16 protein-coding genes are annotated in these 15,347 nt (G+C 62.9%); 1 reads left to right on the top strand and 15 read right to left on the bottom strand.

Annotation, left to right across the window (positions count from 1 at the left end):
- Window positions 1–7: 7 nt before the first annotated feature.
- Together nusA and rimP are read right to left on the bottom strand one after the other, a co-directional pair.
- Complete coding sequence (gene nusA, locus NKJ73_RS17010) at window positions 8–1,603, bottom strand: transcription termination factor NusA (RefSeq protein WP_023676901.1); 1,596 nt, start codon at window positions 1,601–1,603, stop codon at window positions 8–10.
- Between the two features lie 47 nt (window positions 1,604–1,650).
- The gene (gene rimP / locus NKJ73_RS17005) at window positions 1,651–2,283 is read right to left on the bottom strand and encodes a ribosome maturation factor RimP (protein ID WP_023676900.1); all 633 of its coding nucleotides are present in this window, start codon (window positions 2,281–2,283) and stop codon (window positions 1,651–1,653) included.
- A gap of 281 nt (window positions 2,284–2,564) precedes the next feature.
- On the opposite strand from rimP, the gene NKJ73_RS17000 reads away from it, so the two are divergent.
- Window positions 2,565–2,729, top strand: a complete 165-nt coding sequence (locus NKJ73_RS17000) for a hypothetical protein (protein WP_352448601.1) — start codon at window positions 2,565–2,567, stop codon at window positions 2,727–2,729.
- A gap of 60 nt (window positions 2,730–2,789) precedes the next feature.
- Here NKJ73_RS17000 and trmB read toward each other — a convergent pair whose 3' ends face one another.
- From trmB to NKJ73_RS16935, 13 genes are all read right to left on the bottom strand, one after another.
- Window positions 2,790–3,491, bottom strand: a complete 702-nt coding sequence (trmB, locus tag NKJ73_RS16995) for a tRNA (guanine(46)-N(7))-methyltransferase TrmB (RefSeq protein ID WP_352570338.1) — start codon at window positions 3,489–3,491, stop codon at window positions 2,790–2,792.
- Between the two features lie 11 nt (window positions 3,492–3,502).
- Entirely contained in the window at window positions 3,503–4,792 is a 1,290-nt protein-coding gene (gene metK / locus NKJ73_RS16990; protein WP_023676896.1) for a methionine adenosyltransferase, read from the bottom strand.
- A gap of 329 nt (window positions 4,793–5,121) precedes the next feature.
- Window positions 5,122–5,541: a helix-turn-helix domain-containing protein gene (locus NKJ73_RS16985; RefSeq protein WP_023676895.1), complete on the bottom strand. Its 420-nt coding sequence runs from the start codon at window positions 5,539–5,541 to the stop codon at window positions 5,122–5,124.
- A gap of 137 nt (window positions 5,542–5,678) precedes the next feature.
- Window positions 5,679–7,265 (bottom strand): apolipoprotein N-acyltransferase, encoded by a 1,587-nt coding sequence (lnt, locus tag NKJ73_RS16980; protein ID WP_352570336.1) that lies wholly within the window; start codon window positions 7,263–7,265, stop codon window positions 5,679–5,681.
- 93 nt (window positions 7,266–7,358) lie between these two features.
- A complete protein-coding gene (locus tag NKJ73_RS16975; protein ID WP_352570334.1) occupies window positions 7,359–7,829 on the bottom strand; it encodes a VOC family protein in 471 nt (156 codons plus the stop codon).
- Window positions 7,830–7,846: 17 nt separating this feature from the next.
- Window positions 7,847–8,920: a hemolysin family protein gene (locus NKJ73_RS16970; protein ID WP_023676893.1), complete on the bottom strand. Its 1,074-nt coding sequence runs from the start codon at window positions 8,918–8,920 to the stop codon at window positions 7,847–7,849.
- A 28-nt stretch (window positions 8,921–8,948) separates the two neighbouring features.
- On the bottom strand, window positions 8,949–9,446 hold the full coding sequence (gene ybeY, locus NKJ73_RS16965; RefSeq protein ID WP_023676892.1) for an rRNA maturation RNase YbeY: 498 nt from the start codon (window positions 9,444–9,446) through the stop codon (window positions 8,949–8,951).
- A gap of 17 nt (window positions 9,447–9,463) precedes the next feature.
- Window positions 9,464–10,513 (bottom strand): PhoH family protein, encoded by a 1,050-nt coding sequence (locus NKJ73_RS16960; protein WP_023676891.1) that lies wholly within the window; start codon window positions 10,511–10,513, stop codon window positions 9,464–9,466.
- A gap of 26 nt (window positions 10,514–10,539) precedes the next feature.
- A complete protein-coding gene (gene miaB / locus NKJ73_RS16955) occupies window positions 10,540–11,949 on the bottom strand; it encodes a tRNA (N6-isopentenyl adenosine(37)-C2)-methylthiotransferase MiaB (RefSeq protein WP_352570332.1) in 1,410 nt (469 codons plus the stop codon).
- A 63-nt stretch (window positions 11,950–12,012) separates the two neighbouring features.
- Window positions 12,013–12,813 (bottom strand): lyso-ornithine lipid O-acyltransferase, encoded by an 801-nt coding sequence (olsA, locus tag NKJ73_RS16950; RefSeq protein WP_352570330.1) that lies wholly within the window; start codon window positions 12,811–12,813, stop codon window positions 12,013–12,015.
- 21 nt (window positions 12,814–12,834) lie between these two features.
- Window positions 12,835–13,329, bottom strand: coding sequence for a ribosomal protein S18-alanine N-acetyltransferase (gene rimI / locus NKJ73_RS16945; protein ID WP_023676888.1), 495 nt, complete (start codon window positions 13,327–13,329; stop codon window positions 12,835–12,837).
- Window positions 13,329–14,081, bottom strand: coding sequence for a tRNA (adenosine(37)-N6)-threonylcarbamoyltransferase complex dimerization subunit type 1 TsaB (gene tsaB / locus NKJ73_RS16940; protein ID WP_352570328.1), 753 nt, complete (start codon window positions 14,079–14,081; stop codon window positions 13,329–13,331). Before tsaB ends, rimI begins: the two co-directional genes overlap by 1 nt.
- Window positions 14,082–14,240: 159 nt before the next feature.
- Window positions 14,241–15,347, bottom strand: a complete 1,107-nt coding sequence (locus NKJ73_RS16935; protein WP_352570326.1) for a DUF1513 domain-containing protein — start codon at window positions 15,345–15,347, stop codon at window positions 14,241–14,243.

The raw sequence follows: 15,347 nt of genomic DNA, 5'->3' as shown, positions 1-15,347 counted from the left end.
TTTCACCTCACGCACCGACGGTTTCGTCAGCCGGCACGCCCTCGGCGGCAAGCTCGTCTTCGGTGATCCAGCCAGCCTTCAGGCGAGCGGCCAGGACCATCTGCTCGGCATCGGCGCGTGATACGCCGTGGTTGGCGAGCACACCCGGGAATACCTTCGTCTCGCCGTCCTTGCGTTCCTTCCAACCGGTCAGGTCGTCGGCGGCGTAGCCGGCGAAATCCTCAATCGTCTTCACGCCGTCCTCGCCGAGCGTCACCATCATGGCGGTGGTGATGCCGGGAATCTCGCGCAGCTCGTCCTTGACGCCGAGCGCCTTGCGCTTCTCGTCATGCTCGGCTTCGATCTTCTCCAGATATTCGCGGGCGCGAGTCTGGATTTCCGAAGCCGTGTCCTCGTCGAAGCCGTCGATCGACGCGATTTCGCCGGAGTCGACATACGCGACCTCCTCGACGCTGGTGAAGCCTTCAGAAGCGAGCACCTGGCCGACCATCTCGTCGACGTCGAGGGCTTCCATGAACAGCGACGACCGTTCGACGAATTCCTTCTGGCGGCGTTCGCTCTCTTCCTGCTCGGTCAGGATGTCGATATCCCAGCCGGTCAGCTGCGAGGCAAGACGGACGTTCTGGCCGCGGCGGCCGATGGCCAGCGACAGCTGATCGTCGGGAACGACGACCTCGATGCGCTCGGCATCCTCGTCGAGCACGACCTTGGCGACTTCCGCCGGCTGCAATGCATTGACAATGAAGGACGCCGCCGATGGCGACCACGGAATGATGTCGATCTTCTCGCCCTGCAATTCACCGACGACCGCCTGGACGCGGCTGCCGCGCATACCGACGCAGGCACCGACCGGATCGATGGAGCTGTCGCGCGAGATGACAGCGATCTTGGCGCGCGAACCCGGATCGCGGGCGACCGACTTGATCTCGATGATGCCGTCGTAGATTTCCGGCACTTCCATGGTGAACAGCTTCGCCATGAACTGCGGATGGGTGCGCGACAGGAATATCTGCGGGCCGCGCTGTTCGCGGCGTACGTCATAGACATAGGCACGGACGCGATCGCCATACTTGTAGTTTTCGCGCGGAATCAGCTCGTCGCGGCGGATGATCGCTTCGCCGCGGCCGAGATCGACGATGACGTTGCCGTATTCGACGCGCTTGACGGTACCGTTGACGATCTCGCCGATACGGTCCTTGTATTCATCATATTGCCGGTCGCGCTCGGCCTCGCGCACCTTCTGCACGATGACCTGCTTGGCGGACTGGGCGGCGATGCGGCCAAAATCCATCGGCGGTAGCTGTTCGGCAATGAAATCGCCGAGCTGGGCGTCCGGATTGCGCTCGCGCGCCGAGGAAATGGCAATCTGCGTCGCGTAGTCATCGACCTTCTCGACCACTTCCATCAGCCGCTGCAGCTTCATCTCGCCGGTGTTGGCATTGATGTCGGCGCGGATATTGGTTTCCTGGCCGTAGCGCGAGCGCGCGGCCTTCTGGATCGCATCGGCCATGGCGGCGATGACGATCGACTTGTCGATCGACTTTTCACGCGCGACCGCATCGGCGATCTGCAGCAGTTCAAGCCTGTTGGCGCTTACAACCATCTTCTTTCTCCCGAGCTTGTTGCCGACCCTTACGGCCGGCAGCCCAATCACATTTCCTGTTCGGTTTCGTCTTCCGCACCCTCTGGTGCGTCTTCGGGTTCGCCGCGGCGTTTCCTGGCTTCCTTGCGCGCCCGATTGTCCTTCGAGAGCGCATCGCGGATAAGGTCGTCGGTCAGAATCAGCCGCGCTTCGGCAATCGCATCGTAGGGAACACGTACCGTCGGCTCCTCGCCGTAAGCGGCCTTGTCACGCTCGATCAGCACACCGTCCGCGTCGCTTTCGGCGATCTTGCCCTTGAAGCGCTTACGGTCGGCGACGAGAACCGATGTTTCCATCTTCACCAGATGGCCGGTCCAGGCTGCAAAGTCCGATTTGCGGACCAGCGGCCGGTCGATGCCCGGCGACGACACTTCGAGATGATAAGCCTTCTCGATCGGATCATCGACATCGAGCGCCGGCGACACCGCCCGGCTGACCTCTTCACAATCCTCGACCGTCATGGTGCCGTCTTCGCGCTCGGCCATGATCTGCAGCGTCAGCCCGTTCTGGCCCGACAGGTGCACACGTACCAAGCGGAAACCAATGGCGCGCAGTACCGGCTGAACGATCAGCGCGATGCGCGCATCGATGCCGCTTTCGCGGATGATGCGGTCGTCGCCTTCGCTTGCCGTCACTGTCATTCGGTCCTGTCACTCGATTTCTGTTGGTCGGCAGGTAATAAAAAAGAGCGGGACCGGGTGGACCCACTCTTCGTCACAGCGACCAAGAATTTGAAGCTGATATAGACGATCGTGGTCCTCGTTTCAAGCCCGTCCTGCATGACGGCAAGGCTCCGAGTCCGCAGCGCTGCGCCAAATGCATGGCGCCCGTGCAGTGATCCCCCTTTGAGCACCGGCCACGCACGACTATCTATGTTGCATTGCACAATTGGAGCGCTCACTGCGCTCAAAAGGGTACCATCATGAACAATCGTGGATTTTTTTCAGCCATAGGCGATGTCTTTAGCGTGTTCGGCAGCGCCGTAGCCGCGTCCCGGGCTGTGGAAAGCGGTCGCAAGCCGCGTGCGCATGATCTGCGCAATCTCGGCATGGAGCCGGCAGCCTTCGACAAGATCCGTCGCTTCTGAGCCAAGTGAGCGCCGAGAGCCTTCGGCCCGCTCGCCTTGTGCTCAGCTCTACTTTCCCGCTTATTTCCGCACGAAGGTGAGATAGGCGGGCCGTCGGCCTTCGCGAATGGCCTTGGCCTCATAGCGCGTCCCCGGCCAGCCATCATAGGGCCGGTGCCAGTCGGCTGCTTCGCTTGCCTGCCACGTGAAGGCGTCGTGCGCCCGACAATGCAGGAGCGTCCAGTTCACATAGCTATCGATATCGGACGCAAAGTGGAACTTTCCGCCGTGCTTCAGGACGCGCGCGAAGCGGTCGAGATTGACCGGGCTGACGAAGCGCCGCTTCCAGTGCTTCTTCTTCGGCCACGGATCCGGATAGAGAAGGTCAATGCCGTCAAGCGAAGCCTGCGGCAGCCAGTCCAGCAGACGTGTGGCGTCGTCGTCATAGACGCGCAGATTGGCAAGCGGCCGCCCCCGGACCGCCATCATCATCTTGGCCATGCCGTTGACGAAAGGCTCGACGCCGATAAAGCCGGTCGCCTGGCTGGCCGTAGCACGGTGCAGAAGATGTTCGCCGCCGCCAAAACCGATTTCGAGCTGGACAGCCGAAACTTCGGCTTCGAAAAGGCTGCGCAAGTCGGCCGGCGGTTCAACCGTCAGATCGAGCCTGTAGGCGGCGAAGCCGCTCTCCAGCGCCGCGGCCTGTTGTGGTCGAATGGTCTTGCCTCGCCGGCGACCGAAAAAGGCCTCGGTCGCACGGCTTGGCCGGTCCTTCGGATCCATAGGCGCCGCGGTTAGGCGGCGACTGCTTCGGCGACCGGTTCGGCGAGAGCGTCCTTGAGAGCCTTGGCGAGATCGGTCTTCTCCCAGGAGAAGGATCCGTCGCGGCCGGCCTTGCGGCCAAAATGGCCGTAGGACGACGTCTTGGCATAGATCGGCTTGTTGAGATCGAGGTGGCGGCGGATGCCGGACGGCGACAGGTCCATCACGGCGCGCAGTGCACGCTCGAGTTTTGCCTCGTCGACCTTGCCGGTGCCGTGCAGGTCGACGTAGATCGACAGCGGCTGGGCGACACCGATCGCATAGGAAAGCTGGATGGTGCAGCGATCGGCGAGCTTTGCGGCAACCACGTTCTTGGCGAGATAACGCGCCGCATAGGCCGCCGAGCGGTCGACCTTGGTGGTGTCCTTGCCAGAAAAAGCGCCGCCGCCATGAGGCGCAGCCCCACCATAAGTGTCGACGATGATCTTGCGGCCGGTCAGGCCGGCGTCGCCATCAGGCCCGCCGATGACGAACTTGCCAGTCGGATTGATGTACCAATTGCAATTGTCGGCAATCTTCAGGTCGCCCAGTGCTTCGCGAATATAGGGCTCGACGACGTTGCGCACCTTCTTCGAATCCCACGTCTCATCGAGATGCTGGGTCGACAGCACGATCTGCGTCACTTCCGCCGCTTTGCCGTCGACATAGCGGACGGTGACCTGGCTCTTGGCATCCGGCCCGAGCCTGCCGGCATCACCGCTGCCTTCATGGCGCGCAGCCGCCAGCAATTCGAGGATCTTGTGGCTGTAATAGATCGGCGCCGGCATCAGGTCCGGGGTTTCGCGGCAGGCATAGCCAAACATGATGCCCTGGTCGCCGGCTCCCTCCTCGCCTTGCCGGTCGGAGGCGTTGTCGACGCCTTGGCCGATATCCGGCGACTGGCCGTGCAGCAGGACCTCGATCTTGGCTGTCTTCCAGTGGAAGCCGGCCTGCTCGTAGCCGATTTCGCGGATCGCCTTGCGAGCGACCGACTTGAACTTGGCCGGGTTGACAATCGGATGGCCGGCCGCATCCTTCAGGACGTTGCCCTCCTTGTCCTTCTTGAGCAGCGTCTCGGGGACGCGCACCTCGCCGGCGATGACAACGCGATTGGTCGTCGCAAGCGTCTCGCAGGCAACGCGGACCTTCCATGGGTCCATGCCGGTCTTTCTGGCTTCGCGATAGACGAGATCGACAATCTCGTCGGAGATGCGGTCGCAGACCTTGTCGGGATGGCCCTCGGCAACGGATTCCGAGGTGAAGAAGTAATTGTGCCGCGTCACGGGTGTCCCCTCTTGAAAAAAATATCGGCAGGCCGCCGATTTTGGCGCGCCAGTTGTTAACGGTGCCGGGCGTCGCTCGTCAAGCCATGCAGCCGTTCTGGCATGAATTTTGACGTTATTATCTTTGCATCCCGAGATGGCGGCAGGGCGCACTGCGATCAGCCCTTGCACCAACAGACTGAGGAAAACGGCTTCGAGGAAGCGTGTCGAGCGAAATCGATCTGCGCTTCAGCGCATCTGCGGAATGAACATCCCTCAATGGCGCAGCCGCGAGAAATTGCATGCCCAGCTACGACGACCCCTTCCTTGTTGAACTCTTCACGGGCCAGTCAATCGACTTCGTCGGTGGAAAGCGACTTCACCAGCTCGATGATCTTGCGGCGCACTTTCACGTCGGCGATCTTGACGAAGGCGCGATTCAGCTGGAGGCCTTCCGGGCTGCCGCAGAATTCGACGGCGGAGGTCATCGAAGCATCCTCGGCAAATCCACGGTTGCCCACGGGCTCCTGACCGGGCGCATCCTCGAAAAAGAAGGCGACGGGGACGCCGAGTATGGAGGCGATTGCCTGCAAACGGCTGGCGCCGACGCGATTGGTGCCCTTTTCGTACTTTTGGATCTGCTGGAACGTTATGCCGAGGTTTTCACCCAGTTTTTCCTGGCTCATTCCCAGCATATTGCGGCGAAGCCGGATGCGGCTTCCGACGTGGATGTCGATCGGATTCGGCTTTTTCTTGTTTTCTTCTGTCATTTTTTCCTCGCCGAATTTTTCCGGCTTTTTCTATTTTGCTGCCCAAACGACGCCGCGGCCCGTGCCCCAACAGAACGACCTTATCGACTTCGAAAATTTTCAGGCGCTTACAGTATGAGTTTCTAATGTGTCGGCTGTCAATTCGCCCGTAGCCTTTGCCTTACGTTCAAAATGCATGCCGTAACGGCAAGCAAAAACATGATCAGCATTCCGTTAATGCGTCGTTGGCCGGAGGAAACGACGGCTTGGTTGGAGATCGGCACACGCACATCGATCGCGCCGCGTGCATCGATTGCCAGCGCGTCGACGATGCGACCGCGCGGGTCGACAACGGCCGAAATGCCGTTATTAGCCGCGCGCAACAGGGGCACCCCATTCTCCACCGCCCGGATCTGCGCCTGCCTGAAGTGCTGGTACGGCCCCGGCGTGTCGCCGAACCAGGCGTCATTGGTGACGTTCACAATAAGCTCGGCTGACGTTGCGTCAACTGCGACCAGATCGGGAAAGATGACCTCATAGCAAATAAACGGCAGCGCCCGGATACCGCCGGGCAGCGCGATCGGATGCCGCTCATTGCCCGCCGCGAAGGTCATTGGACCGGCAACAAGCTGCTCAAGCCCGAAGCGGCCGAGCAGATCGGCGAAAGGCAGGTATTCGCCGAAGGGTACCAGGTGGACCTTGTCGACGGCATCGACGATTTCGCCCCTTTCGTCGATCGCCACCACAGAGTTGTAGTAACGGCTGCCGGCCGCCGAGCCGCCTTCCTCGCGAACGACGCCGGCGACCAGCATCTGGCCATCGCCAAGCATCTCTCCGATCGCAGGCAGGGCATCCGGACGTTCGGTGAACAGAAACGGCACGGACGTCTCCGGCCACAGGATCAATTGCGGCCTGTCATGGCCGGGTTCCGGCGCCTTGGCCGAAAGCCCCATCATGGTGGCGAAGATACGGTCACGCACCGAGGTATCCCATTTTTCCGTAAGGTCGACGGCAGGCTGCACGATACGGACGTCAAGGCTGCGGGCGGCCGGCTTTTCGGGGGCGGCGAGCCGGATATAGCCGAAGCCGGCATGGGCGGCGACGAGAACGACAAGCAATGCCGCGCCGAGGCGGAGATGCCGGCGGGCCGCAAGCAGCGCCGGCAGCGCAAAGACGAAGACCGCAAGCGCGTCCATGCCGACCATGCCGGTCACCGATACGCTCTGCATCAGCAAAGGCACCGGCATCGCCGCATAGCCGACGGCATTCCACGGAAAGCCGGTGAACAGGAAGCCGCGCAGCCATTCCGCCAGCGCAAAGCCGAAGGCGAGCGCGGCGATGCGCCCGATGTCGTTGCTCCACAACAGCCGGGCAACCACGGCAGCGAAACCGTAAAAGAGGGCCAGCGCGAGGGGGATGCCGACCACAGCGAACGGCAAGGCCCAGGCGAAGCTGTCGGCCTCGACCAGAAGCGCCGAGCCGACCCACCAGAGACCGGCAAGAAAGTAGCCGAAACCGAACCACCAGCCGATGGCGAAAGCCGGCAGCAAGCGCCGCAGAAAACCGTCCGAGGCTTCGCCGGTCGCGCCGTCGAGTAGCCACACCAGCAGGGGAAACGAAACGAAACAGACGGCGAAGAAATCGTACGGCGCCTGGGCAAGAACCGCCAGCGCGCCGGCAAAAAACGCAACCAGCGCGCGCCGCCAGCCCCAAAGCAGAATTATCCGGCCGGCCTGGCGCTCCATCTATGCTTCCGAGTCGTGCGAATCAGGAAGCAAGATTTATCAGGCCGCGGCCTTGGCTCCAAACCGGATAAGAGCGAACAAGTCCGCTCATAGCTATCGATGCCAGCCTTCGATCTTCAGTCCGCCCAGCCGCTCAGCCTCTTCGCGTGGGACGGAGCGGACAGTCTGGGAAAAGGTCCAGATATGGCCTTCAGGATCGCGCGCCCTGTACTGCCGTTCACCGTAGAGCTGGTCGGCAGGCCCCTCGACGATCTCGGCTCCCGCCGCCCTTGCACGATCGCAGTGGGCATCTATCCCGTCCTTGAGACGTACATAGACCGACTGCGTGTTCTTGCCTGCAATTGAAGCCGGGCTGGCTATATGGTCGGCCCATTCGGAATCGACGATGATATAGCCGTCGCCGAACCGCATCTCGGAATGGACGAGCCTGCCATTGGCATCGCTGACCACCATGCTCGGCTCGAAGCCGAAAGCCTTTTCAAGCCATGTCAATGCGGCCCGCGGATTCTGGTAGAAGACACCCGAGCCCAAGGTTGAGTGCTTGAACGGGTCCTCAACCGGCATCGGGCAAGCCGCGTCCTTCAAGCCTGCTCGGTGCGGACGGCGCGGCGGCGGCGCTCGCCCTTCAGGGTCTCGACGATGCGCACGCGCTTGACGCGGCGTGGGTCGGCGTCGAGCACATGAAACTCGAAGCCGGGTATGGCCTGCACCACTTCGCCGCGCGCCGGCACCCGGCCAAGCGTGTTGAAGATCATGCCGCCGATCGTGTCGACATATTCGCCGTGCTCGCCGGCGGCGAAATCCTCGCCGATCATCTTGGCGACGTCGTCGATCTCGGCCTTGCCGTCGACGATGAAGACGCCTTCGCCGGCCTGGGTAATCATCGGCTCGTCCTCGTCATGCTCGTCCTCGATGTCGCCGACCACCATCTCGACGATGTCCTCGAGCGAGACGAGACCGTCAGTACCGCCATATTCGTCGATGACCAAAGCCATCTGGGTCCGCGTCGTCTGCATCCGCCCCATCAGGTCGGAGGCGAGCATCGACGGCGGCACGAACAGCACCGGTCGGATCAGGTTGAGATCGCCGATGGTGCGCGCCAGATCGACCTGAGCGAGATCGAGAACCGTCGCGACCGGAGTTTTCCTTGTCGTCCTGCCCTTTCTGACGCGGGCGACCTTGGTGATGTGCGCCAGCACGTCGCGGATATGAACCATGCCGCGCGGATCGTCGAGCGTCTCCGAATAGACCGGCATGCGGGAATGGCCGGACTGCTCGAACAGCCCCAGAAGATCACCCAGCTTCGTGGTGATCTCGACCGCCTCGATGTCGGCGCGCGGCACCATGACGTCCTCGACGCGCACTTCGCGCAGGCGCAGGATGTTGTTGAGCATGGCGCGTTCGCCAGGCGAGAAGGATTCTGCATCGCTCGCCGTTTCGGCAAGCGCACCGGCAATCTCCTCGCGCAGGCTGGTGCCGTTGCGGTGCCTGAAAAGCCCGAGCACGCGATCAAACAGGGAAGGACCGGCAGGCGATGCCTCGCTGGCGAAGCTGCCGGTCGAGGTACTCGGACTCGAGCCCTCTTCCGTCGTTTCGGAAGGCTTGATCACACTGCCGGCGTCGGAGCGGGCGGCAGTCTCTGGTTTGTCGTTCATCATCGTCCGGTCAATTGGTCTTTTGTAATTACGTGTAGGGATCGGGAATGGCAAGCCTCGCAAGTGCTGCGCGCTCTGTCGCTTCCATCAGTTCCGCTTCGGCATCGGTTTCGTGATCATAGCCCAGCAAATGCAGCAGGCCATGGATGACGAGATGGGAGATATGGTCCTCGATGGGCTTGTCTTCCAGTGCCGCCTCGCGCGCGACAGTCTCGGCGGCCAGCACGATGTCGCCGAGCATCGGCGGCAGAGGCCCGCCCCTGGCAAACGGAAAAGCCGGAAAAGACAGGACGTTGGTCGGCTTGTCCTTGCCGCGCCAGCCGGCATTGAGCGTACGGATATGGGCATCGTCGGAAAAGACGATGCTGAGCTCGGAACGGCCGTCGGCACCGGTTTCGGCAAAGCCGGCCGAGACGGCGTGGTCGACCAGCCGCGTCAGCGTCGTCTCGTCGGGCCAGTCGCCCGCCTCGATCGCGATGTCGATCTCGACGGGAAGCGGCCCCCCCGCCTTTTGCTCCTCAGCCATGCGGCCGCATAATCATATCAGCTTTCGACACCCAGGCCCCTGGCCAGCTTGCCGTCGCGGTCATAGGCCTTGACGATCTCGGCGACCAGCGGATGCCTGACGACGTCGCCTTCGTTGAAGCGGACCGTCACCATGCCGGTGACGCCGTCGAGGATTCTCAGCGCCTCGACTAGGCCGGACTTGGTGTTTGGCGGCAGATCGATCTGGGTCGGATCACCGGTGACGATCATGCGCGAGTTCTCGCCGAGCCGGGTCAGGAACATCTTCATCTGCATCGGCGTGGTGTTCTGCGCCTCGTCGAGGATGACGGCAGCGTGCGCCAGCGTACGGCCGCGCATGAATGCCAGCGGCGCGATCTCGATGACCTCAGCAGCAATCGCCCGCTCGACCTTGTCGGCCGGCATCATGTCGTAGAGCGCGTCATAGAGCGGCCGCAGATAGGGATCGACCTTCTCCTTCATGTCACCCGGCAGAAAGCCAAGCCGTTCACCGGCCTCGACCGCGGGGCGCGACAGCACGATGCGTTCGACCATGCCGCGTTCGAGCAGCATTGCCGCATGCGCCACCGCCAGATAGGTCTTTCCGGTGCCGGCCGGGCCGATGCCGAAGACGAGTTCCGACCGCTCCAGCGCGCGCATATAGGCGTCCTGGTTGAGCGAGCGGGCATAGATGGTCTTCTTGCGCGTCGATATCTGGGCGGCGGACACCTTGCCCTTGCGCTCCAGTGTCGGCAGCGTCAGCTGGTCGTCGCTGGCGATCGCCATGCGCACGGCGCCGTCGACATCGGACTGGCCGATGTCGGTGCCTTTCTGCAGAATGCCGTAAAGATTGTCCAAGGCGCGGCGTGCCTGCTCGGCGGCCGAGGAAGAGCCCTTGATGGTCAATTGATTGCCGCGCGAGCGGATATCGACGCCGAGCTTCTGCTCGAGTCGGGCCAGATTCTCGTCGAACTGGCCGTAAAGGGCGCTGGCAAGCTTGTTGTTGTCGAAAGTCAGTACGATGTGCGCGATATCCGAGGCCCCCGAGGGTAGGTTCTGGGGCAGGTTCTTCACTTCAGCAGCGCTCAACCGTCTCTCCTCATCTGCCGAGACCTTCAGGCCAATTCGGCGAACAGGCTGTTGTAGCCCGTCTTCGTGATTCGTACCTGGATAATGTCACCGATTTCGCCGGCCTTTTCATCAACAATAACCGGCTGCAGCCAGGGCGAGCGGCCAACCTTCTGGCCGGCCTGGCGGCCCGGCTTTTCGATCAGCGTGTCGATGGTCCTGCCGACCAGGCTTGCGCCGAAATGCTGCTGCTGTTTCAGAAGCAGCGCCTGCAGCCGCTGCAGGCGCTCGTCCTTGACGGCCTCCGGCACGTGATCGCCCATCTCGGCGCCCGGCGTGCCGGGGCGCGGAGAATATTTGAACGAGAAGGCCGAGGCATAGTTGACGTCTTCGACCAACTGCATCGTCGCCTCGAAATCGGCTTCCGTCTCGCCGGGAAAGCCGACGATAAAGTCGCCCGACAGTGCGATGTCGTTCCGCGCGGCACGGATGCGGTCGATCAACGTCAAATAGTCCTTGGCCATATGCCTGCGGTTCATCGCCTTGAGTATGCGGTCGGAGCCGGACTGCACCGGTAAATGTAGATAGGGCATCAGCGTCGGCAAATCACGATGGGCGGCGATCAATTCATCCTCCATGTCGCGCGGATGACTGGTCGTGTAGCGCAGCCGCGCCAGGCCTGGAATCTCTGCCAGCCTGAACAGCAGCCGGCCAAGGCCCCATTCCTCGCCGTCTTCACCTCTTCCGTGCCAGGCGTTGACGTTCTGGCCGAGCAGCGTCACCTCGCGCACGCCGGCATCTGCCAGGCGCTCGGCCTCGGCGACGATCTGTGCCACCGGCCGCGAGACTTCCGAGCCGCGCGTATAGGGCACGACACAGAAGGTGCAGAACTTGTCGCAGCCTTCCTGAACGGTCAAGAACGCCGTCACGCCGCGCCTGATCAGTTCGGCGCGCTTCGGCTGCGGCAGATACTCGAACTTGTCCTCGACGGCATAGTCGGTCTCGACGATCTTTTCGCCGCCACGCGCCCTCGCCAGCACACCGGGCAGCCGGTGGTAGGTCTGCGGGCCGATGACCAGGTCGACGGCCGGCGAGCGGCGGATGATCTCGGCACCCTCGGCCTGCGCCACGCAGCCGGCGACGCCGACCAGCATTTCGCGCCCGGCCTTTGCACGCTCGGCCTTCAACTCACGGATGCGCCCAAGTTCGGAATAGACTTTTTCCGCCGCTTTCTCGCGGATGTGGCAGGTGTTGAGCAGCACCAGATCGGCCTCGCCGATAGCGTCTGTCGCGGCATAGCCGTCGGCCGCCAGCGCATCGGTCATGCGCTGCGAATCGTAAACGTTCATCTGGCAGCCATAGGTCTTGACGAAGACCTTTCTGGTCGCGGCAGGCGGAACGACCAGGTTTTCGGCGGCAGCGCCGATGTCGTCGCGTTCTATCGTGTTCAATTCCATTTCGCGGCTTCTAACGCCTTTCCCTGACAAAAAACAGACGAATCTGGCCGGAACCTGCGCAGCCTACCGGCTCGGACGCGGTTCGGCGAGCGCCGCTTGTACCATCTCGCGCACCTGGCGTTCCATCTGCTTTGCCGTCTCCTTGCGGCTGGAGCCCTTGGAGAAAGCAATCGCCTCGCCAAAATGCACCTCGACGTCGAGGGCGCCCTCGGCCATCAGCACCTTGAGGTGCGGCATCAGCTCTTCATCGCCGATCCAGGCGGCAACCGGCCGATGCCGGCGGCCGAGCGGCACGCCATGCAGGCGCGTATAGACGATCGCCACCGGCTGGACGAAGACCTGTTCGGCCGCCCCTTCCGCAATCGCCATTGTAGCGGCGCCGAACAGCGTGCTCTTGAACGGCAGGATCATGTTGCCGTCGCCGGTCGAGCCTTCGGCAAACAGCACCATGGCGTCGCCCTTGGCCATGCGGCCGGCGATCTCGCTCGCCTGGTCGCCCGACGAACGCTTACGCTCACGTTCGATGAATACCGTGCGCTGCAGCTTCGACAGCATGCCGATCAACGGCCAGCCGGCCATATCGGCCCTGGCGATGAACGTCACGTCGACCATCGACCCCAGCACCATGATGTCGGTCCAGGAGATGTGGTTGGCAGCAATCAGCAATGGGCGCTGGCCGGACAGCGCTCCCTTGACATGGATGCGCAGCCCCAGCGTCCTGACAATCATCCTGTGCCAGATTTTCAGGATGAAGGTCTCGCGCCAGAGCCCGGTCCGCATCGACAAGATCTGCAGCGGCACAAGCACCAGCGAGCCGACGACAACCAGCCCCAGCGCCAGGAAAATCCTGATTTTTCCGATCATCCGCACCACCCCGGCGTTTGGCTAACGAAGATCGCGGCGCATGACAAGCGCGCCGGTCGGGCCGTGCTCCGGCGACTTGTAATAGTTGGCACGCTTGCCGACCTCGCGGAAGCCGAACCGCCGGTAGAGCGCGATCGCGGCGACATTGGTCTCGTCGACCTCGAGGAAAAGCGCCTCGGCGCGCTGTGCGTGCAGTTCACGCAGCACCGCATCCATCAATTGCCAGCCGAGCCCCCGGCGCCGATGCGAGCGTGCCACCGCGACCGTCAGGATCTCCCCCTCGCCGGCCGCCAGCCGCGCCAGCACGAAGCCGACCGGCGGCTTGGCACCCTGTCCGGTCTCGCGCGCGGCATAGCCGAACACCGTGTCCTGCTCGAGCAGGGCGGCGAATTCGTCGTCGGTCCACGGCCGCGCGAAATCCTCGCGATGCAGCACCGACATGGCCGCGCTATCGGCAACCGTCAACGGCTCGAGCGCATAGTCCCTGCGGCGCGACTGGAGGAAGGGAATGCGCATCAGGACTTGTTTCCGTTTGGACCATGATCTTTTCCCAAAACCGGTTTCCACTTTTTGGGATCATGGTCTTGCCTCGATAGAATAAAGCCGGCCTGCGGCTTTGCGTCGGCGCCGCGCAGATAGAGCGGTTTCGGTTTTTCGCTCTCGCCGTGTTTACCGGCACCTTGGGCCGCGGCCAGCCGGGCATAGACGGCGATGTCGGCGGTGGCCGCCGTCCCGCCGAGATCGAAGCTGCGCCCGGCCGCCGCGGCAATCTGGGTTGCCGCCGTGCCGGCGAGAACCGCAGATCTGTCGACCGCCATGGCTGCGGCTTGCGAGAGTGTGGTCACAGCCGGACCATAGATCAGCACCGACCTCTCATCGTAAAGTGCCGCATGGATCTCCTCGCGACCTGCATCGAGCGCGGCGAGCACGGCGCGACCGGGAAATGCCGCTCTCGCTTGCGCCGCCAGGGCCTCCAGAGTCGTCACGCCGATCGCCGGGATTTTCAGCGCCAGCGCAAGGCCGCGCGCCGCCGAGACGCCGACGCGCAGACCGGTGAAGGAGCCCGGACCCGTCGAAACGGCAATGGCGCCGAGGCCGGAATAGTCGGTTCTGCTGGTCCCCAACGCCTTTTCGATGACACCCATCAGATGCTCGGCATGACCCTTACCGAGATCGAGCACCGAACGGCCGAGTTCTTTCCCGGCCGCCGCGTCGTAGACGCAGGCGGCGCAGAGATTGGCGGCACAGTCGACGGCAAGCAATTTCATGAAGCGGCCGGTTGAGACAGTTTCGAAAACAGCTTCCCTCTGCCCGCCAGGGCTCATCCCCGCAAGGGAATAATGGATAAATCATCAGGCGACTTGGCTTCGGCGCGGGTCCAAGAATGTAAGTTCCACCGCACGCAATCGCCACAATAGGTATCGGGACTAGCCGACCTGCTCGATACGCAGCACGTGATTATCCCAGACATAGTCCGGCTCGGAACGGGTCGCGCCACCGGCTTCGATGATTTCGCCGGCACCCGTCGTCGCGATGAAGCCTTTCCCATCGGGCGCAACGCCACAGACCTCGACCAGAGCCTTGGTAGCGACGACGCGGCCGCTGGCCGTGTCGATCACGGCAAGCGAATTGCCCTCAGGCGAAGACACGGCGATGGTGCCGGCGGCAGGATTGGCGGCGACCGAGCCGATATAGTTCCTGAAGCCGGAGAGCACATCCTGCGACATATCGAGCAATTGCAAGTCCTTGCCGCGCGGCGCGCGGCCAACCAGCGGGGCACGGTCGGTACCCGGCCCCCTGTACTGGCAGCCGAACCAGACGGTGCCGGACCGGTCGGCATCCATATGGCGGATCGACAATTGGTGCAGCGCCGGCGGCAATTCGTGCTTTTCGGTGAGATCGCCGGTAAGGCGGTCGACCAGAACATAGGAAGGCTTCATCGTTGCGATGTTGAGCTCGGCGCGGCCATAATCCGGATGCGTCTCGATGCCGCCATTGGCCACAGCGATCGTCCTGCCGTCGGAAAGCAGCAAAAGCTCGTGCGGGCCTGTGCCGTAGGTCGGAAACTCGCCGATGCGCTTGAATTTCGCATGCGCGTCATAGACGCCGACGACGCCGGCGGCATTGTCGAAATCGTTCTCGGTTGCGTAGAGCAGCGTGCCATCGGCCGAGAACACGCCATGGCCGAAGAAATGCCGGCCGGCAACGCTGGCAATGGTGCGCGGTTCACCGCGGCCGGTATGGTCGAAGACGACAGCAAAGGTGCCCGGCTGCCTGGCAAACACCACCGAACGCTTGGACACCGGGTCGAAGGTAACATCGTGGCCCCGATCGGGCAGATCGATCGTGTGCAACAACTTGCCGGCCTTGGACAGGACGGCCGCGCCATAGCTGCCGTCGCGCTTGACGAAAGCGGTGGCGAAGACCGCGTCGGCGTCGAGTGTCTTTGCCCAGGCCGACGGCGCCATCGCCGCTACGAAACCAGCGCCTGCGGCCCTCAGGAAATCGCGCCGATCGATCAGCGGCGTCCTCAT

It is taken from the genome of Mesorhizobium sp. M0074 (genome assembly GCF_040322975.1).
In the GTDB taxonomy this organism is placed as follows: domain Bacteria; phylum Pseudomonadota; class Alphaproteobacteria; order Rhizobiales; family Rhizobiaceae; genus Mesorhizobium.
The sequence above is the reverse complement of the archived record's forward strand: the minus strand, read 5'-3'. Positions and strand labels throughout refer to the sequence as shown.